15 protein-coding genes and 1 riboswitch are annotated in these 19,168 nt (G+C 35.6%); of the genes, 5 read left to right on the forward strand and 10 right to left on the reverse strand.

Going from position 1 to position 19,168, the window contains the following annotated elements; all coding sequences use genetic code 11:
* Positions 1-52: 52 nt before the first annotated feature.
* From ABD792_RS06050 to ABD792_RS06095, 10 genes are all read right to left on the reverse strand, one after another.
* Positions 53-1,300, reverse strand: a complete 1,248-nt coding sequence (locus ABD792_RS06050; protein ID WP_345004954.1) for a sulfate adenylyltransferase subunit 1 — start codon at positions 1,298-1,300, stop codon at positions 53-55.
* Positions 1,301-1,414: 114 nt separating this feature from the next.
* Complete coding sequence (cysD, locus tag ABD792_RS06055; RefSeq protein WP_345004956.1) at positions 1,415-2,320, reverse strand: sulfate adenylyltransferase subunit CysD; 906 nt, start codon at positions 2,318-2,320, stop codon at positions 1,415-1,417.
* 22 nt (positions 2,321-2,342) lie between these two features.
* Positions 2,343-2,963, reverse strand: a complete 621-nt coding sequence (locus tag ABD792_RS06060) for a phosphoadenosine phosphosulfate reductase domain-containing protein (RefSeq protein ID WP_345004958.1) — start codon at positions 2,961-2,963, stop codon at positions 2,343-2,345.
* An 11-nt stretch (positions 2,964-2,974) separates the two neighbouring features.
* Positions 2,975-3,232, reverse strand: a complete 258-nt coding sequence (locus tag ABD792_RS06065; protein WP_345004959.1) for a DUF2061 domain-containing protein — start codon at positions 3,230-3,232, stop codon at positions 2,975-2,977.
* 168 nt (positions 3,233-3,400) lie between these two features.
* Positions 3,401-3,814, reverse strand: a complete 414-nt coding sequence (locus ABD792_RS06070; protein ID WP_345004960.1) for an RrF2 family transcriptional regulator — start codon at positions 3,812-3,814, stop codon at positions 3,401-3,403.
* 66 nt (positions 3,815-3,880) lie between these two features.
* Entirely contained in the window at positions 3,881-4,648 is a 768-nt protein-coding gene (locus tag ABD792_RS06075) for a hypothetical protein (protein ID WP_345004961.1), read from the reverse strand.
* Positions 4,649-4,686: 38 nt separating this feature from the next.
* A complete protein-coding gene (locus ABD792_RS06080; protein ID WP_345004963.1) occupies positions 4,687-5,862 on the reverse strand; it encodes a trans-sulfuration enzyme family protein in 1,176 nt (391 codons plus the stop codon).
* 7 nt (positions 5,863-5,869) lie between these two features.
* Entirely contained in the window at positions 5,870-9,271 is a 3,402-nt protein-coding gene (gene thrA / locus ABD792_RS06085; protein ID WP_345004964.1) for a bifunctional aspartate kinase/homoserine dehydrogenase I, read from the reverse strand.
* 11 nt (positions 9,272-9,282) lie between these two features.
* Positions 9,283-10,557, reverse strand: coding sequence for an O-acetylhomoserine aminocarboxypropyltransferase/cysteine synthase family protein (locus tag ABD792_RS06090; RefSeq protein WP_345004965.1), 1,275 nt, complete (start codon positions 10,555-10,557; stop codon positions 9,283-9,285).
* A gap of 115 nt (positions 10,558-10,672) precedes the next feature.
* Positions 10,673-10,818, reverse strand: a riboswitch (SAM riboswitch).
* A gap of 78 nt (positions 10,819-10,896) precedes the next feature.
* A complete protein-coding gene (locus ABD792_RS06095) occupies positions 10,897-12,447 on the reverse strand; it encodes a hypothetical protein (protein WP_345004966.1) in 1,551 nt (516 codons plus the stop codon).
* Between the two features lie 148 nt (positions 12,448-12,595).
* Here ABD792_RS06095 and ABD792_RS06100 point away from each other — a divergent pair, with 148 nt between their 5' ends.
* The 5 genes from ABD792_RS06100 (at position 12,596) to ABD792_RS06120 (ending at position 19,158) form a co-directional block, all read left to right on the forward strand.
* The gene (locus ABD792_RS06100; RefSeq protein WP_345004967.1) at positions 12,596-13,768 is read left to right on the forward strand and encodes a 2-isopropylmalate synthase; all 1,173 of its coding nucleotides are present in this window, start codon (positions 12,596-12,598) and stop codon (positions 13,766-13,768) included.
* Between the two features lie 19 nt (positions 13,769-13,787).
* Complete coding sequence (leuB, locus tag ABD792_RS06105; protein ID WP_345004968.1) at positions 13,788-14,906, forward strand: 3-isopropylmalate dehydrogenase; 1,119 nt, start codon at positions 13,788-13,790, stop codon at positions 14,904-14,906.
* Between the two features lie 462 nt (positions 14,907-15,368).
* On the forward strand, positions 15,369-16,205 hold the full coding sequence (locus tag ABD792_RS06110; protein ID WP_345004969.1) for a LytTR family transcriptional regulator DNA-binding domain-containing protein: 837 nt from the start codon (positions 15,369-15,371) through the stop codon (positions 16,203-16,205).
* Positions 16,206-16,353: 148 nt separating this feature from the next.
* Positions 16,354-17,571 carry a cytochrome-c peroxidase gene (locus tag ABD792_RS06115; protein WP_345004970.1) on the forward strand — a complete coding sequence of 406 codons (1,218 nt, stop codon included), beginning with the start codon at positions 16,354-16,356 and terminating at the stop codon, positions 17,569-17,571.
* A 78-nt stretch (positions 17,572-17,649) separates the two neighbouring features.
* Entirely contained in the window at positions 17,650-19,158 is a 1,509-nt protein-coding gene (locus tag ABD792_RS06120) for a parallel beta-helix domain-containing protein (protein WP_345004971.1), read from the forward strand.
* Positions 19,159-19,168: the final 10 nt, after the last annotated feature.

Raw genomic sequence — 19,168 nt, forward strand, 5'->3', positions numbered from 1 at the left:
CTTCTTAAGAAGGATTTTTTTTAGTGTTTATCTTTTGAATAGAACAAGCTTTTTACTGAATAAAGCCAGCTCCAACAGTATTATTTGATTGTGTATCAATTAAAATAAAAGACCCGTTTGTTCTATGATTTTTAAATTGATCGTAAAAAATTGGTTTATTTAATTTAAACGTTACCGAGGCGATGTCATTAACACCCAATCCAGTTACATCTTTTTCTATTCCCGAATAATCCGGGTGAATTTTATGATTGATACGATCTACTTTTGCCAACACTTTATTAACACCATGTTGTACAACATATTTTGCTCCTGGTGTTAATTGGTTTGCATCCATCCAGCATACATTTGCCGTAAATTGTTTATCTATAGTTGGTATGTCTCCTTCTTTAACAATCATATCACCACGGCTCACATTAATATCATCTTCTAAGGTTATCGTTACCGACGATCGTCTTGATGCTGTTTCATATTTCTCGTCATAGAAATAGATATCCTTTATCTTCGATCTCGTTTTTGATGGCAACACAATAACATCGTCACCTACACTTAAATTACCACCGTATACTTTACCTGCATAGCCTCTAAAATCGTGAAACTCATCTGTTTTTGGACGAATAACATATTGTACAGGAAAACGTGGCGTACCTACATTAAAAATATCGGCTTTATCTAATTGCTCCAAGTGCTCTAATAATGCTTCTCCTTTATACCAAGGCATTTTTTCTGACTTGTGTACAACATTATCTCCTTTTAATGCACTTACTGGGATAAATGTTATTTTTTGATCTTGGTAATCTCTTTTACTCATTAATTCCTCGAAATCTGCCTTGATACTATTGTAGGTCTCTTCGGAGTAATCAACTAAGTCCATTTTATTAATGGCAACCACAATATCTTTAATACGCAATAAGTTATTGATAAAAAAGTGACGGTTAGTCTGCTCAATAACGCCTTTTCTGGCATCTATTAAAATGATGGACGCCTGAGATGTTGAGGCTCCTGTAACCATGTTTCGCGTATATTCTATATGGCCTGGTGTATCGGCTATTATATAGCTTTTTTTAGCTGTTGAAAAATAAATATGTGCTACATCTATAGTTATACCTTGTTCTCTTTCTGCTACCAAACCATCTGTTGCTAAAGAAAAATCCAAATAATCGTAACCAAGTTGTTTACTTTTACTTTCTATGGCCTCTAACTTATCGGTTGTTAATGATTTGGTGTCGTATAGAATACGTCCTATTAAGGTACTTTTTCCATCATCTACACTTCCCGCTGTTGCTATTTTTAATACTTCCATTTTTTTATTCAGCTATTGGCTTTTAGCTTTTGGCTATCGGCCTAGTTTTTATTTTTTTAGTTTTGCTAATGACCAATTGCCAAAAGCTGGGGGCGAAATTTGCTTTTGCAAATTTTAAAAATACCCTTGTTGTTTACGCTTTTCCATGGCTGCTTCTGAACGTTTATCATCAATACGAGCTCCGCGCTCTGAAATTGAAGACTCACGAATTTCCTGAACAACCGTTTTAATATCGGTTGCATCTGAAAGCACTGCTGCTGTACAACTCATATCTCCTACTGTTCTAAAACGCACCATACGATCTACAACTTCTTCATCATCTTCGCGGTAAACCACATCGTCTTCAGCAGACCATATTAATCCATCTCTTAAGAATGTGGCTCTGGTATGAGCAAAATAGATAGATGGTATTTCTATATTCTCTTTTTCGATATACGACCACACGTCCAACTCTGTCCAGTTTGAAATAGGGAATACACGTACGTTTTGCCCCAATTCAATCTGACCATTCAACATATCGAATAATTCAGGGCGCTGGTTTTTTTCATCCCATTGACCAAAATCATCCCTTACTGAAAAGATACGTTCTTTAGCTCGTGCCTTTTCTTCATCGCGACGTGCACCGCCAATACATGCATCAAACTTAAATTCTTCGATGGCATCTAGAAGGGTGGTAGTTTGTAATTGATTTCTACTAGAATACTTACCAGATTCTTCTTTTACTTTTCCTTCGTCTATAGAATCCTGAACATGTCTTACGATTAATTCCAGTCCCAACTCTTTTACTAAACGATCTCTAAACTCTATGGTTTCTGGGAAATTATGCCCCGTATCTATATGCATTAAAGGAAACGGAATTTTAGCAGGATAAAATGCTTTTACAGCCAGCCTTACTAAGGTGATTGAATCTTTTCCTCCAGAAAATAACAATACCGGTCTTTCAAATTGTGCCGCTACTTCTCTAATAATGTATATAGCTTCGTTTTCTAGCGAATTTATATATGATGTATCTTTATTCATTATATTCATTTTATCAATTATCTTATGCGTGCAAACCACACTCCCTGTTTTCTAAAGCCTTAGTTGGATCAAAATATTTAAATTCATTTGGCAAATCGTGTTCTTCCAAATAGGTATCTAAATCAGCATCAGACCAATAGTAAAACGGACTTACTTTTAGGATACCATCTTTACTTAAACTAAAAATACCGATACTATCTCGAAATGCAGTTTGTCCTTGTCTTAAATTAGTAAACCACACTTCGGGCTTATGTGCTTCCATCGCACGTCTAAAAGGCTCTAATTTAACTTGTTCTGTAAATAGTGCATGCTCTGGAGCATCAACACTTGGTATCCCCATGACTACATCTCTATACGCCGCTGTTTGTTTAGGCACATATAAGGACACATTCAATTTTAAAGCGTCTATTACTTGATTGGCATGCCTGTATGTTTGCGGCGTATTATAACCTGTATCACACCAAACGACAGCAATTTCAGATTTTTCTTTGTTTACCGCGTGTAAAATAGCAGCTTCATAAGGTCTAAAATTGGTAGTTACAACAGCTTTACTGCTAAGCTCTAAAGCCTTTCTTATAATTTCAGAAGGCTTTGCATTTTTAAAAGCCTCATTCAAGTCCTGTATTTGATTTTCTGTAAACATATTTCTCTTAATTATCTTCCCCATTTTATGATATTCCAAATTCTCTCATGAAAAAAGTACAAAATCAATTTTGTAATAAAATCTACGGATGCAATAGAAGCGGCTATTTTAAAATCTCTTGCCAAAACAAAAGAAACCACTAACGTATCTAAAGTACCTACAACCCTCCAGCTTAGAGCTTTGGCGACACTTCGTATTGGCTTATCGTTGGTGCTATCTGCTTTATAAGTCGATTTTTGCTTATCTTTTAATATCACTTGTCCTATCATTTAAACTCGTTTTATATTAACCCTATCGGTTTAATAGGAATTACAAAAGTAAAACTTTTTTCCACATAAAAAACAGATTCTAACATTTTTTAGAATAATGGCATATTTTAAGGGTAAATGGAAGAAAATAAATAAAAAGAAGTAGTTTTATTATTAAATTTTCATTTTTTAGCTACCTGACAAATCGGCTAAAGTGGTATTTCTGAACACATTAAGCGTACTATCCCTAACTTGAATCATGAGTTTATGGACACTGCATTCGTTTTCATCGGGGCAATCGTCACACTTTTCATAAAAGTTCAAACTCACGCAGGGCACCATAGCTATGGGACCTTCTAAAATGCGCATAACTTCGGTCATAAGAATCTCTGAAGGTTCTTTTCTAAGGTAATACCCTCCATGTTTTCCTTTCTTGGACCCTAAAAACCCAGATTTTCTCAAACTGGTTAATATACTTTCCAGAAATTTTTGTGGAATCTTCTCGTTAGCTGCTATTTCACCTACCTGCACAGGTGCATCGCCTTCTACCCTAGCGATGTAGGTAAGTGCCTTTAATCCGTATTTTGTTTTTTTAGAAAGCATGGTGCTAAGATAGGTAATTTAAAAAAAGGAACAACCTCGAAGCAAAGCGTCTAAGAATTCTTTAGATTAAACTTCTTTAGTAACTGGTCTTGGCTCCATATCATAAACCATTTTAGAAATACTAACTTGAAACCATTTCTTAAACATTTTATAAGATCTTTTTTGAGGCCATTCTTTTTTATTCACATGCCAATCTTCCAATTCCATAACAAAAAACTTATCGTATTTCTTTTTCAACCATTTTTCTAAGTCCTGTATACCATCGTCAACGAGATAAACATTTGCCTCTTCAACCCTTGTAATAGTTTCTTCTGTATATATGGTATTAATCCATTCAAAAAAGGGTTCTAATGGTTTTAATATAACAGCATAACGGTTAACGTAATTCTGTTCAAAATCTTCTTCAATTGGTTCATACGAAAACCTATCTTCTAAACTTTCATGAAAAGCTTCGAAATCCCCAGCTACAACCTCTAATCTTAATTCATTGCTTACCTCCTTTAAAGTAAAATCAATTATAAAGCGTTCATACTGACCAAATGCATTGACCTTTGCCTCCAACATTTTTTCAAAAATCACTTTCTCTTTGGTGTTCAAGTTTTTTGATGGAGATAAAATTTCATCAAACTCTTCTGGAGGCACAACACTTTTTAAATTTCCAAAGTTCCAAACTTGAATGGCAAACTCCAGAACATCATCGATATCATAATTTTCATCAAAGTCATGCTCAAAAGGTTTTATAAAATCGTTTAAAAGTTCAGAATATTTTACACCTTCATTTTGAACGATTCTCTCCTTACCAAATAAATCAATTACTTTGTTAGTTTTCTTCATGATTTTGCTTTTAGTTAAAAAAGTACACTAATATCACATTAGACCCCTAAAGCTTGCCTTAAATCTGCAATAACATCATCCACATGTTCCAATCCTACAGACACCCTTACTAACCCATCAGTAATACTCACCTCTAATCGATCTTCTTCTGATAATTTACTGTGTGTTGTAGATGCAGGGTGCGTTACAATAGTTCGGGTATCACCGAGGTTCGCCGATAGCGAACACATTTTTATGGCATTTAAAAACTTTCGCCCGGCTTCTATACCGCCTTTAACTTCAAAGGCCACTATATTACCTCCAAGTTTCATTTGTTTTTTAGCCACTTCGTATTGTGGATGCGATTTTAAGAATGGATACTTCACCCAATTCACTTGTGGATGTACTTCCAAAAATTCTGCCACCTTCAATGCATTTTCACAATGCTTATCAACACGTACGGAGAGTGTTTCCAAACTTTTTGACAAAACCCAAGCATTAAATGGTGATAAGGCGGGGCCTGTGTTTCTGGAGAACAAATAAATTTCCCTTATCAAATCCGAACGTCCAACTGTTACACCGCCCAACACACGTCCTTGTCCGTCGATTAATTTCGTCGCGGAATGAATCACCAAATGCGCTCCGTACTTTATGGGCTGTTGTAAATACGGCGTTGCAAAACAATTATCAATTACTAAAATTAAATTATACTTCTTTGCAATGTCCCCCAATACTTCAAGATCCAAAATATCAACTGCCGGGTTTGTTGGGGTTTCTGCGTATAAAATTTTTGTTTGTGGCGTTATCAAGCTTTCAATGGTATCTGCCTCATCTACCTTAAAATAACTCGTGGTAATATTCCACTTTGGCAAATATTTAGTAAATAAAGTATGTGTTGAGCCAAATACAGAGCGTGAAGACACAATATGATCGCCACTGTTTAACAAAGCTGCAAAGGTTGAAAATACGGCCGCCATTCCGGTTGCAAAAGCATAACCACTTTCGGCGCCTTCCATTTTACAAATTTTATCTACAAACTCAGAGGTATTAGGATTTGTAAATCGGCTATAGATATTACGTTCCTTTTCTTCCGAAAAAGAAGCACGCATATCTTCTGCATCTTCAAAAACAAAACTGGACGTTAAGTACAACGGACTTGTATGTTCTAAAAATTCGGTACGCTCTAATTGCGTTCGAATGGCTTCTGTTTCAAACTGTTTATTCTTTTCGCTCATAATCCTTCTAATTAATGTGTTTAGACAGCCTTAAAATATCTCCAAAAACACCTCTTGCTGTTACTTCTGCTCCAGCACCGGCTCCTTGAATAACTATTGGTTGTTCGCCATAGGACTCTGTAAATATTTCGAATATCGCATCCGATCCCTTAACATGCCCCAAAGTACTATCCTCAGGTATAGATATTAATTTCACTTCCAAATTACCCTTATCTCGCGATAAATCTCCTGAAAGATCTCCTATATATCGCAGTACATGACCTGGTTTTTGATCTTCTTTTATCTTTTGGAATTCATCGTCTAATACATCCAGTTGTTTTAAAAATGCTTCTACGGGAATACTTTGATATGCTTCTGGTATCAAATTCAAAACAGACACATCTTCAAATTCATTTTGTAAATCCAACTCTCTCGCTAAAATTAATAACTTTCTGGCCACATCATTGCCCGAAAAATCTTCTCTTGGATCTGGTTCGGTAAAGCCCTTATCAATCGTTTCTTGAACAATCTCACTAAACGGCTTGTCTTGTACGGAGAAATTATTGAACAAATAACTTAGTGTTCCTGAGAAAACGCCTCTAATTCTGGTAATGTTTTCTCCCGATTCATGTAATAATTTAATAGTATCGATTAAAGGCAAACCAGCTCCAACTGTCGTTTCGTACAAATACTGCTTATTATTCACCTTTAGTTGCGCTCTCAAATCGGTATAAAACGTATGCGAAATCGTATTAGCTATTTTGTTTGATGATACGAGATCGAAACCAGCTTCTGCTAATGGAATGTAATTTTCATGAAAATTCGGACTTGCGGTATTGTCTACTGCAATTAGATTTTCCAAATGGTGGGCATCGGCAAAATCGATAACATCCTGTACCGAGCTGGATAAATTACTTGATGCTATGGCTTCTTTCCAGTCTGTATTTACGCCATCTTTGTCCAACAGCATTTTTTTAGAGTTCGCAATAGCAAACACATTAAGATTAATTCCTTTACGTGCTTCTATATCTTTACGCGATTTTAAAATTTGATTGATCAAAGCACCTCCCACCAATCCATGACCAAAAATGGCAATATTTATTTTTTTTGAAATACCAAATATCTCTCCGTGAATAACATTTAAGGCTTTATGAAGCTGCTCTTTTTTAACCACCAAACTCACATTTCTTCCGGTTACCGTATTGTTAAACAACAGCGGTGTGATCTGGTTTTTAATAAGGGCATTGAATGGTTTATGGAATGAACTTAGCTCGATCCCAATAATAGAAATAACCGATACATCATCAATAACTCCAATTTTATTGACATCTTGTGAATAAAAATCCTTTTCAAATTCACGTTCTAACGCAATAACCGCCTGCGTGGCATCATCTGCATTAACAATCAAACCGATACCTCTTTCTGAAGACCCTTGAGAAATAATACTAACACTTATATTCTGGTTTCCTAAAGCGCCAAATATCCTAGCATCGACACCACTTTTACCTAACAATCCGCGCCCTTCTAAATTAAGTAAAGCCACATTGTCCAGTACAGACAAAGAGGTAACTTCTTTAGAGCTTGGTTTGGATGTAATTAAAGTCCCCTCATCGTCAGCATTAAACGTATTTAATATACGTAAATTGATATTTTTCTCTACCAGCGGAATGATGGTTTTGGCATGCAAAACTGTAGCTCCAAAATTAGCCAACTCATTAGCTTCACTAAACGAGAGTTCCCTTATTTTTTGGGCATCGGCTACTAAATCGGGGTTGGCGGTATAAATACCATTTACATGTGTATAGTTTTCTAGTTCTTCGGCATCTAAATAATTAGCTAACAAAGCCGCCGTGTAATTACTGCCATTTCTACCCAAAGTGGTTGTTTCATCTTTTAAATTAGATGCTATAAAGCCAGTAACAATATGAACCGTTTCGGCTCCATTCTGTTTAAAATAGGCTTTGACATTATCTTTAGATAATTGCAAAATAGGTTGGGCATTACCAAAGGTTCCATCGGTTTTTATCAATTTTCTGGAATCTGCCGCCTGTGCTTTTATTTGCCTTACATTCAATAAAGCGGCTACCATTTTAATAGACATTAATTCGCCCTGAGCTAAAATTTCGTCTTTGGTTTTTTGGCTGCAATCATGCAATAAGCTAATACCTTCGAATAACTTCTCTAAAACCTCAAATTCACTTGAAAAATCGACCGTTGGCAATGGCTCTTTCTGATAATTTTTAAAGGCCTCAAAATCTTCGTGATAAGATAGGCCTTTTACAGCTTTATTCAAGATGGCTTCCAAATCATCCGTTGCAGATCCCCTTGCGGAAACTACCGCAGTAATTTTTTCTCCTTCATTAACTTTATCCTCGATAATTGAAATAACTTTATTCAATCCATCACCGTTTGATAAAGATTTACCTCCAAACTTTAATACTTTCATCCTTTTCTTTTTAGAATCTGGCACAAAAATGCCTTCTATTATTTTTTCAACTTGTTCGTATTCTATTAAAAATGCGTCATGCCCGTGTACCGAATTAATCTCATTATAGGTCACATTGGGATGTGTTAAAGCCAATTGCTTGTGTGTTTGCCTGTTTTCTTCTGCCGTAAAAAACAAATCGGAATCCACTCCTACAATATGTATATTAGCTTTTATGGTTTCCAAAACATTAAAATCTTCGGCTCTGTCTTTTGTTACATCAATAGTTTTCAACAATTGATTCATTAGCTTATAGGCAGATAATTGAAAACGTTCTTGCAATTTCTTTCCGTGATGGAGCAACCAGCTTTCTACGTTAAAAATCTCCAAATCTTCATTTTTTGAACGTTGAAAACGTTCTTTGAAAGATTCTGGAGTGCGGTAACATAACATGGCATGCATCCTTGCATCATGTACGGGATTTTTAGAATTTAATAGAAATTGTTCTTGAATCTGACAGTTGGCAATTAACCAGTCGGTAGACTTCCAGTCGGTTGCTACTGGTATAAGATGCTCTGTAATATCTGGTTTTAAAACAGCCATTTCCCAAGCTATTCCTCCTCCCAAAGAACCTCCTATAATTGCAAACAGTTTTTTAATCTTTAAGGTTTCAAGACCAATTAAAAACAATTTTGCAATGTCTCTAGCAACAAAATCTTTGTAGTTGTCAATTACAAAACCATCAAAACCATTACCAGGAATGTTAAATGCCAAAACCGTATACAATTTGGTATCGATAACTTTATCATCCCCTATCAAATCTTTCCACCAACCATCATTTCCGGCTACGTTGCTATTACCCGTTAAGGCATGGTTAACCAAAACAACAGGAGCATTCCCTAAAGCCTGACCAAAAACCTGATAACTAAGCTTTATCTCCTCATTGAGCGTATTGCTTATAGTGGTATAGTCTTTTACAACGATATGTTTCAATGTCTTTTTCAAGAATGTTTGTTTTAAATCTTATTAAATGCCGCTTTTAAATCGGCTTTTAAATCTTCTATGTTTTCTAGCCCCACAGACAATCTAATTAAATCACCTGTAACACCAGCCGATTCTTGCTCTGCTTCTGTTAACTGTTGGTGCGTGGTACTTGCTGGGTGTATAATTAGTGATTTTGTATCTCCTATATTTGCCAATAACGAAAAGATTTGTGTTTCGTCGGCAATGGTTTTTGCAGCTTCAAAACCGCCCTTAGCTCCAAAAGTAACAATCCCGCTTTGCCCCTCTGGCAAGTATTTATCTGCCAAATCTTTATATTCACCTGACTCCAAGCCCGGATAATTAACCCATGACACTTCGTCTTGTGCTTCTAACCACTTAGCCAACTCTAAAGCATTTTCACTATGCTGCTTTATTCTAATTGGTAATGTTTCTAAACCTTGAATGATATTAAAAGCATTTTGCGGACTCAATGCACCACCAAAATCTCTTAAGCCTTCTAGTATTAGCTTAAATGTATAGGCTGCTGCTCCTAAGGCTTCACTATAAACTAAACCATGATAACCAGCTGAAGGCTCTGTAAACTCGGGAAACTTTCCGTTTGCCCAATCGAACGTTCCGGCATCAATAATAGCACCTCCCAATGAATTTCCTTGTCCACCAATATATTTTGTTAAAGAATGAATCACAATATTTGCTCCATGCTTTATAGGGTTTAACAAGGCCGGAGTTGCCACCGTATTATCTACAATAAAAGGCACACCTGCCGTTTTTGAATGTGCTGCAATAGCTTCTAGATCCAATACATCTAATTTAGGGTTTCCTAAGGACTCTACAAAAAACGCTCTGGTATTATCTTGTACTGCTTCTTTAAAGTTATCTGGGTTATTGGCATCTACAAAAGTTGTTGTAATTCCCAGTCGGGGTAAAGTTACTTTTAACAAGTTGTAGGTACCACCATACAAGCTACTTGAAGCAACGATATGGTCGCCAGCTTTCAATAAGGTCAACAAGCCTGTAGAGATAGCCGAAGTTCCCGAAGCAAATACCACAGCTCCAATACCTCCTTCGACAGCAGCCAAACGCTCTTGTAAAATCTGGTTTGTTGGATTGTTGAGTCGTGTATATATAAACCCTAACTCCTTTAATGAAAATAAATTTGCTGCATGATCGGTGTTATTAAAAACATACGATGTTGTTTGGTAAATAGGAACCGCTCTTGTTCCTCCTGTTTGTGCTACATCGTGTCCTGCGTGTAATGCCTCTGTGGCAATGTTTTGAATACTCATTTTTCTAATTTTTTTGAATTAATAAATTAAACCAAAAGCCAAAATGCGTTATTACTAACGTACTTAATAGAAAAATGTTAAAAAGAAATCTTAAAACTACAGAAAGTAATTTTATCGGTTATCTATCCGTAAAATCCTAAAACCAACTTTAGGACGGGGTAGAATTTAGCACCTTCTTTAAGATCCTAAATTGGTGGCAGGACATGTAAAGGGTTGCTAAGGCTTCAAAGGGTCTAATCCCTCCACCTTTCTTGATAACATTTCAATAAGTTCTTGAACTTTGTGAATGCAAATATTCAGTTAGAAAAAGTTAAAATCCTAATTTTTTTTGTAAAAATTTTACTTTCGCGCTATATTTTCGTGAAATTTATTTCTAATTACGAGATCTATAGGTCTGTTTTGAATTTTAGATTCCAACCAGGAAATAATATCCAAATATAAAAAGGCGCGACTTTGATACGGATCTTCTTCATATTCCTTTAACTTTTTGTGTAGTTTAATAAACTCACCTTTAACCTCATGAGGATAGATATCGCCTAAACCTCTTAAAAACTTGATAAACTCTTTCTGTACTTCATAAAGATCCTCCATTTTAATCAAAAATTTATACGTGCTTTTAATAAGCACATCCAAATTATAATCCAGTCCCGCTTCATAATGGGCCACAAGATTTAATATTCTGGAAAAACACAATAAATCTTCACGCATCTGCAACGATTTATTGCTAATTATTTTGTCTAAATACAGAATACACTTCTTATTCTCACCTGCCCCAAAATACATACTTGCAATTTTATAATAAAACACCATAACATGGTGCTCATCAATTCGGTCGTTATATTGCTTTAAACGTTCCAAGACTTCCTCAACCAAAGAAAGCCCTTCTTTAAAACTTCCTTCGATAAAATGTAAATTAAACTTGTTGTTGTAGATATAAAGAAATGCCAAGCCTTTTAAGTTATCATCTACCGGAAACCATTTTTCATTGGTTACACTTTCTAAACGCAAAAGCGTTGTTTTAAACTTCCCATAACGGCGCAGATAAAACAAAGCTTCTAACAAATAATGGTTGCCTCTTAAAAAAAAGACAGGGTTTAAAACAATCATGTCTTTGTTATCATAAAACAAATCCACCCATTTAGAAGCATATTTATAGCAAGACAAAAAATCTGAGGTTAAAAAACTATACCACAAATAGGCTTTGTACAACCATAATTTTTCCCTAAACCCTAACTTATTTATATCATATTTAGGTAATCTGTCATTAAAATATTTGGTAACCCTTTTAAACTCCTTGTCATTTTTTATGTAACCGGTCTTTAAAAAAAGCCCATATAACTGAAGCGATATATTAGATAACTTACTTGCCATTACGTTTTGCATACTAAGCTCCTTAGCCTGAACGGTGAGCTCGTCTGCCCGGTTACTTAAACTCCGTGTAATATATTGCGATTCAATAACCTTTTCTAGTTCTACAATTTCGTAAGCTATATTCTTTTCTTCATTAGCAATAGCCAGTGCTTTTGCTTTATCAAGAATTTTTAAACTTTGTTTATACAGACCCTTATGATATAAAATAGTAGCAAAGTCTAACTGCTCCCTAATTTGAATTCTTGCATTTTGATGCGAAGGATTCAACCTCAAACTAATTAATATCTGTTTGTATAAATGGGCCTTTAAGTTAGATAGCTGCTGTTTCTTTACCACACCCCTTTTAAGGATTACCGATTCATCATAAACAGAAAGCTTATCCAAAATATTAAAAAGCGTTAGAAATTTGGAATCCTCATTAACTCCCAATCTTCCCACATAAAGTTTAAATTGTCGCTTTTCCGATTTAGACAGCGACTTTACTAATACAAACAAATTATCTTTTTGTTCTTTTGTCATAGTTACAAAATAACACTCAAATACCTGAAAAACAGATATTTGTGATTTAAATAAATATGTTAAACATCGTAAAAAACACCTATTGAATTATCCTTTTAGGAAACCAAAATATACATTCGTATTACAATACGAAAATATATTTTAATAAATGTCTGATACTAACGTACAAATTTTTGATACAACGCTTCGCGATGGTGAGCAGGTTCCTGGTTGTAAATTAAACACTGAACAAAAATTAATCATAGCTGAGCAACTTGACAATTTAGGTGTAGATATTATTGAAGCAGGGTTCCCTGTATCGAGTCCAGGTGACTTTAAATCGGTAGAAGCTATTTCTAAAATTGTTAAAAATGCAACAGTTTGTGGACTTACACGATCGGTTGAAAATGATATTAAAGTAGCCGCTGAAGCGTTAAAATATGCTAAAACACCTCGTATTCATACTGGGATAGGAACTTCTGACTCTCATATAAAGTATAAATTTAGATCCACCCGAGAGGATGTTCTTGAACGCGCCTATGCCGCTGTTAAATATGCAAAATCCTTTGTTGAAGATGTTGAATTTTATGCCGAAGATGCAGGGAGAACCGACAATGAATACCTTGCACGTGTTTGTGAAACTGTAATTAAGGCAGGTGCCACCGTACTTAATATTCCAGATACAACTGGATATTGTTTACCAAGTGAGTATGGTGCTAAAATAAAATACTTGAAAGAGAATGTAAAAGGTATTGATAAAGCAATTTTATCATGCCATTGCCATAACGACCTTGGACTAGCTACTGCCAACTCTATTGAAGGTGTTATTAATGGCGCCAGACAGATCGAATGTACCATTAATGGTATTGGCGAACGTGCCGGAAATACTGCTTTAGAAGAAGTAGTAATGATCTTGAAACAGCATCCGTACTTGAATTTAGACACTAATATTAAAACAGAAATGCTTTACGGTATTAGTCAATTGGTATCCGATAGCATGGGGATTTACACCCAACCAAACAAGGCAATTGTTGGTGCGAATGCCTTTGCCCATAGCTCGGGAATTCATCAAGATGGTGTCATAAAAAATCGTGAAACCTATGAAATCATTGACCCTAAAGATGTTGGCGTAACAGAGTCTGCTATAGTATTAACAGCCAGAAGCGGAAGGGCAGCCCTAGCCTACAGAGCTAAAAATATTGGTTATGAATTAACAAAGCTACAATTGGATGAGATTTATCAAAGCTTTTTAGAATTTGCAGATAAGAAAAAAGAAGTAGATGATAACGACATTCATCAAATTATAGAAAACAGCAGAATATACAAAGAGATTAACTCTTAACGATAATAGTTAAAAATACATGAAATTAAATATCGCCGTTTTACCAGGAGATGGTATTGGACCCGAAGTAACAGCCGAAGCCGTTAAGGTTTTAAAGGCTATTGCTATGGAATTTAATCATGTATTTACTTTTGATTATGGTCTTATTGGTGCTAGTGCCATTGATAAAACGGGCAATCCTTTGCCAGATGCTTCTTTAGAGCTTAGCAAAAAAGCAGATACAATATTGTTTGGCGCTATTGGAGAGCCTAAATACGATAATGATCCTTATGCTAAAATAAGGCCAGAACAGGGGCTTTTAAAGTTACGTAAAGAACTTGATTTGTATACAAACATAAGACCTGTTATCGCTTACGAAGACCTGTTAAACAATTCTCCTCTTAAGAAAAAATACATTAAGGATGTTAATATTTGTATTTATCGTGAGTTAACTGGCGGGATTTATTTTGGCGATAAAAAAGTAAGCGAAAACGGTAATAACGCATCAGATATATGCGAATATTCTAGGTTTGAGATAGAACGTATTGCCCATATGGCATTTAAGGCTGCTCAATCCAGAAAACAAAAATTAACTTTAATAGACAAAGCAAACGTACTTGAAAGCTCCAGGCTTTGGCGAAAAGTAGTTAAAGAACTTGCTTCTCAATATCAAGATGTGACTCTAGACTTTTTGTTTATAGACAATGCTGCCATGCAAGTTATTACAAATCCAAAACAATTTGATGTTATCTTAACTGAAAACATGTTTGGTGATATTATTTCAGAAGAAGCTAGTGTTATTGTGGGATCTATTGGTTTATTGGCATCAGCTTCCATAGGAGATACGCATGCTATGTTTGAACCGATTCACGGCACCTATACTATGGCTCGCAATAAAGGAATTGCCAATCCTATAGCGGCAATTCTATCAGCGGCTATGCTATTGGATCATTTTGGACTATATGATGAAGCGTCTCTTGTTAGGGAGGGGGTAGAAAAATCCTTGAAACTTCATATCACAACACCAGACCTAAACACCAAATACGATAATATAAGCACCAGCAAAGTTGGTGATTTTATTGAAGATTTTATAAATAATCCCGATGAAACGAATTTAAACTTTACAAACATACATTTAGGGCAGTCCACTATAATTTAATTATTTGGGTTAGTCACCAAAATTAAAATTCATGGAGTCCTTAAAAGCGTATTCGAAAGAGTACGCTTTTTTAATTATGCTAAAAATAACATACATTACTTGCTATTCATAATATGAACTTTGCTTAAAAGCAAGTAAATCTATTCTGTTAAAACCCTACAAGGATTTTGTATTTAGAAACACTTCGAACTTATGATTTTATTGCCTACCTAAAGACCGATAGACAGTTTTTCAACACACCAAATCACAGATTTGCAGACTTACTCACAAAAATTTCTATCTATAAACTCACGTCAATTACATCTTTCTAATAAGCATTCCACACTTTACCCAAAGTAAGAAGGCTCTGTTTAAAATCATTTTGTTATTTGCATTTTAAATAGTGTGCAATTGACTAAAATTTGTACCTTTATTTCTTAGGCAAGTAAAAACCACTAAATAATATTACCGATCTGTCCTAAAATGACCTCCATACTAAAACCATTAAAAAAAGACATTCCTCCTTTAAATTTTTTCAAGAATAGGTTTTTACTAGTAGCTTTTGTTTTTCTATACGCCCTTTTTTTTATTAATGTATACGAACCTTTTAATATTAAGGAGTGGGGACAAGCATATTATTGGAGTTTTACTTTGATAGGTTCAGGTATCCTACTAATTACTCAAACCCTCTTCCACTTTGTATTTAAATCATACAGATCAAAACTTTATAGTGCATTGTTATACTGTATTTTTGAAGTTTCCATAATAGCCCTGGTCTTTTTTTTATTGGAAAATGCCCCTTTAAACTCTTTCAATGAAAAGCTGGAAGAATACCTGCTCACCTTCAGGTACACTAGTCTAGTGATTATGGTGCCCTACCTTCTATTTTTATGGTACATTCAACTTAGGGTGAAGATTTCTGGTTTGAAAAAAATTGAAGAAACTGTAAAAGTCAACACCAATAAACTTATAACCATAACCGAAGAAAGTGGAAAAGTTTCTCTTGCCATAAAACCCAATCAATTGGTTTATGTAAAGTCAGCCGGAAACTATTTAGAGTTATTTTACTTAAAGGGCGATAAATTAGCAAAAGAGCTTATTCGAGGTAGCGTAAAAAACTTTGAAGCTAAAATAGCCGACAATACAATTATACGTACACATAGATCCTACCTTGTAAATTTACAACATCTCTCTTCCTTTAAAAAAACAAGAAAAGGATACGCCCTTACTATCCAACATGTTCCCAATGAAATCATCCCCATTTCACCTTCTTACAAACTAGGTTTTGAAGATGCCCTTAAAAACAGGGGTACCCATTAGTACCAATTAAGGGACATTTCATCACAAACCCCTGAAATTAGGCTTGTTAAAAATAGTAAGCTCATTAATTTCCCAACAGTTGTTTATACAAATAAATTAGATAGTCGATCTTTTAACGACTATTAATTTTAATGAATTAAAACGATTGATGAGCAGAAAAAACACAATTCTAAAATGGGTTGTTCCCGGAATTTTAATGATTACTTTATTGACTGTACTCATAGCAGCCAATAAAGTTTCTCATACCCATTACGTACCCAAACTAAACTGTAATTGTCCTCCAGGTTTTAAACTGAATGACAAAAACGAATGCATCGCTCAAAATCTTTATATGGCTTACAGCACAAATAATGACCCTGGGGTTGGTGGATTAAAAACAGCGCTCCCCAAAGTACGTGACGGGTTTTCGCCTCAACAAATCGATCTGGGAAGGTATCTCTTTTTCGATCCAGTCCTATCGGCAGATGGTACTATCTCCTGCGCTTCTTGTCACGATCCGCAAAAAGGATTTAGTGATGGCCTAACAGCCAGTGTTGGTATTAATGGACACCAATTAAAACGCTCTTCCCCCTCCCTGTGGAACGTTGCGTATTTAAAACTATTCTTTTGGGATGGTCGTGCAAGTACCTTGGAAGAACAAATGCAGGGTCCCTTGTTTTCCAAAGAAGAAATGGGAAACACGCCTGAAAATCTATTAAAAACGATTAATGGTATTGAAAATTACAGACATCTTTTTTCTGAAGCATTTCCAAACAAAAGTAGTTCAGATCCCATAAGCCTTAATGAAATTTATACTGCGATCACCGCCTTTGAAGCCTCTCTTATTTCGCTTAACAGCAAATACGATCGCTACGCCCACGGGTATCATGAGGCATTAAACGCACAGGAGATAGAAGGTATGAATATTTTTAGATCCTTTGTAGCCCGTTGTGCAGAATGTCATACCCCTCCATTATTTACCAATCAGCAAATAGCAGTTTTGGGTACTCCGGAGCCTAATGGAGCAACATTAGATCCAGGCGCTCAAATACCATTTAAAGATAGTACCCTAAGAGGTGGGTTTAAAGTACCCAGCTTAAGGAATATTGAAAAAACTGCACCATATATGCATTCAGGAAACTTTGCTACGCTTAGAGAAACTGTTCAGTTTTATACTGACGGACGTGGACACGCGGTTCCTAAAGAAGAAAACCTAAGAATACACTGGCATATTTGGGAACCTGAGCTAACAGACTTCGAACTGGACAGACTGGTCGACTTTTTAAAAACCTTAACAGACGAGTCTTTTATGCCCAAAGTTCCAAAAGTGCTTCCTTCAAACCAAGCAGCTTTTACCAATAACCAAAATCAAGAATCAATACAATGAAATTATCTTAGAGGTAGATTATACATACCCTATAGCATACCTGTTTTATAATTTTTAACAAACACTAAAAAATTTCATATGAGAACAAAATCCCGCTTTTTAAAAATTGTTGTATCCCTCGCTTTATTTGCCATGGGTATGTTATTTGGAAAAATGTTCCTTAAACCCCAACCAGCAGATACGGTACCTATGCCTACAACTATGAAATATCGCAACGTAGGTTCAACAAATGACACGCTAACTGTTACAAATCAAAATACCTTTAGTGGTAACATCATTCAAATAAAAGATGGAGAATCCATACAAGAGGCTGTCTTAAAAGCCAATCCAGGAGATTTGTTACGTGTTTACCCTGGCACCTATTCTGAAACCGTTTACATTGACAAGGACAACATTAGCATTCAAGGCGTTATAATTGATGGTGTATGGCCAACTCTTGACGGCAAAAAAGCTTTAAATGATGCTATTCTATACTCGGGGAACGGTATTACGGTCGAAAATCTAAAAATAATAGAGTATAAAGGAAATGGTATCATGGGGCAGGCTGGAAACAATTTTATAATCCGAAATAATTGGATTATCGATACTGGTGTATACGGTATTTTTCCTCAATATGGTAAAAATGGTCTCATTAGCCATAATATTTTAACAGAAATTGAAGATGCTGCCATCTATGTTGGCATGTGCGACAATGTAGATGTGAAATTCAATGAAGTATATGGTAATGTTGCCGGCATTGAAATAGAAAACTCCAGACATTGTCTGGTTGAAAGCAATCTGGCATATAACAATACAGGAGGCATTCTAGCATTTCTCACCCCCGGACTTCCGATCAAAACCGTATTTGATGTTATTATAAGAAACAATTTTATAAGTGGCAATAACCACGAAAACTTTGGAGCACCAGGCTCTATTGTTTCTGGAATTCCTCCCGGAACGGGCATTCTGGTTATGGCCGCCGATGATGTTATTATAGAAGATAATATTATTTCTAACAACGATAATGCAGGTATTACTATAGTAGACCTTCCAACTGGAGCTCCTACTGCAAACGATCCCAATTCCGAACCCAACCCCGACAGAGTTGTTATCCTTGACAACTTTATGATTGAGAACGGTAACAACCCTGTTGGTGAAATTAAAGCACTAATGCTATCACAACTTAAAACCAAAGGCCCCGACATTCTTGCTATGGGCGGTGGTGTCGGGAGTACTATTCGTGATAAAAACCGCTATCGCACGTTTGGATTGGACAACTATGCCCCAGCTCAAATTACAGACACAAAAGATGTAACAACGCTGATGTTCGATAAGCCTGTAGCCCCAAGATCGGTTTCCAAAGAAGAGTTAGGAGAACTTACCTACTATGGTGTTTGTGCTGGTTGCCACGCTTTTGACACACGCCTCATTGGTGTACCAACACAACTTATCCAAGCCATTTACAAAGACAATCCACAGGGCATTGTAGATTATATAAACGCTCCCAGAAACCTAAGAGACGATTACCCGGAAATGCCCCCACAGAATTACTTATCCGACGAAGCAAAAATAGCTGTAGCAGAGTATATTCTTTCCCTTAAAAGATAGGAACAGACAC

Source organism: Snuella lapsa, assembly GCF_039539345.1.
GTDB lineage: Bacteria > Bacteroidota > Bacteroidia > Flavobacteriales > Flavobacteriaceae > Snuella > Snuella lapsa.

Excerpts from the sequence above, each read along its gene's own strand:
- ABD792_RS06070 (WP_345004960.1), bottom strand. The coding sequence starts at position 3,814 with ATGCTTTCTAAAAAAACAAAATACGGATTAAAGGCACTTACCTACATC.
- ABD792_RS06050 (WP_345004954.1), bottom strand. The coding sequence starts at position 1,300 with ATGGAAGTATTAAAAATAGCAACAGCGGGAAGTGTAGATGATGGAAAA.
- ABD792_RS06095 (WP_345004966.1), bottom strand. The coding sequence starts at position 12,447 with ATGACAAAAGAACAAAAAGATAATTTGTTTGTATTAGTAAAGTCGCTG.
- leuB (WP_345004968.1), top strand. The coding sequence starts at position 13,788 with ATGAAATTAAATATCGCCGTTTTACCAGGAGATGGTATTGGACCCGAA.
- ABD792_RS06120 (WP_345004971.1), top strand. The coding sequence starts at position 17,650 with ATGAGAACAAAATCCCGCTTTTTAAAAATTGTTGTATCCCTCGCTTTA.
- ABD792_RS06090 (WP_345004965.1), bottom strand. The coding sequence starts at position 10,557 with ATGAGTATTCAAAACATTGCCACAGAGGCATTACACGCAGGACACGAT.
- cysD (WP_345004956.1), bottom strand. The coding sequence starts at position 2,320 with ATGAATAAAGATACATCATATATAAATTCGCTAGAAAACGAAGCTATA.
- ABD792_RS06100 (WP_345004967.1), top strand. The coding sequence starts at position 12,596 with ATGTCTGATACTAACGTACAAATTTTTGATACAACGCTTCGCGATGGT.
- ABD792_RS06060 (WP_345004958.1), bottom strand. The coding sequence starts at position 2,963 with ATGTTTACAGAAAATCAAATACAGGACTTGAATGAGGCTTTTAAAAAT.
- ABD792_RS06075 (WP_345004961.1), bottom strand. The coding sequence starts at position 4,648 with ATGAAGAAAACTAACAAAGTAATTGATTTATTTGGTAAGGAGAGAATC.
- ABD792_RS06115 (WP_345004970.1), top strand. The coding sequence starts at position 16,354 with ATGAGCAGAAAAAACACAATTCTAAAATGGGTTGTTCCCGGAATTTTA.
- ABD792_RS06080 (WP_345004963.1), bottom strand. The coding sequence starts at position 5,862 with ATGAGCGAAAAGAATAAACAGTTTGAAACAGAAGCCATTCGAACGCAA.
- ABD792_RS06065 (WP_345004959.1), bottom strand. The coding sequence starts at position 3,232 with ATGATAGGACAAGTGATATTAAAAGATAAGCAAAAATCGACTTATAAA.
- ABD792_RS06110 (WP_345004969.1), top strand. The coding sequence starts at position 15,369 with ATGACCTCCATACTAAAACCATTAAAAAAAGACATTCCTCCTTTAAAT.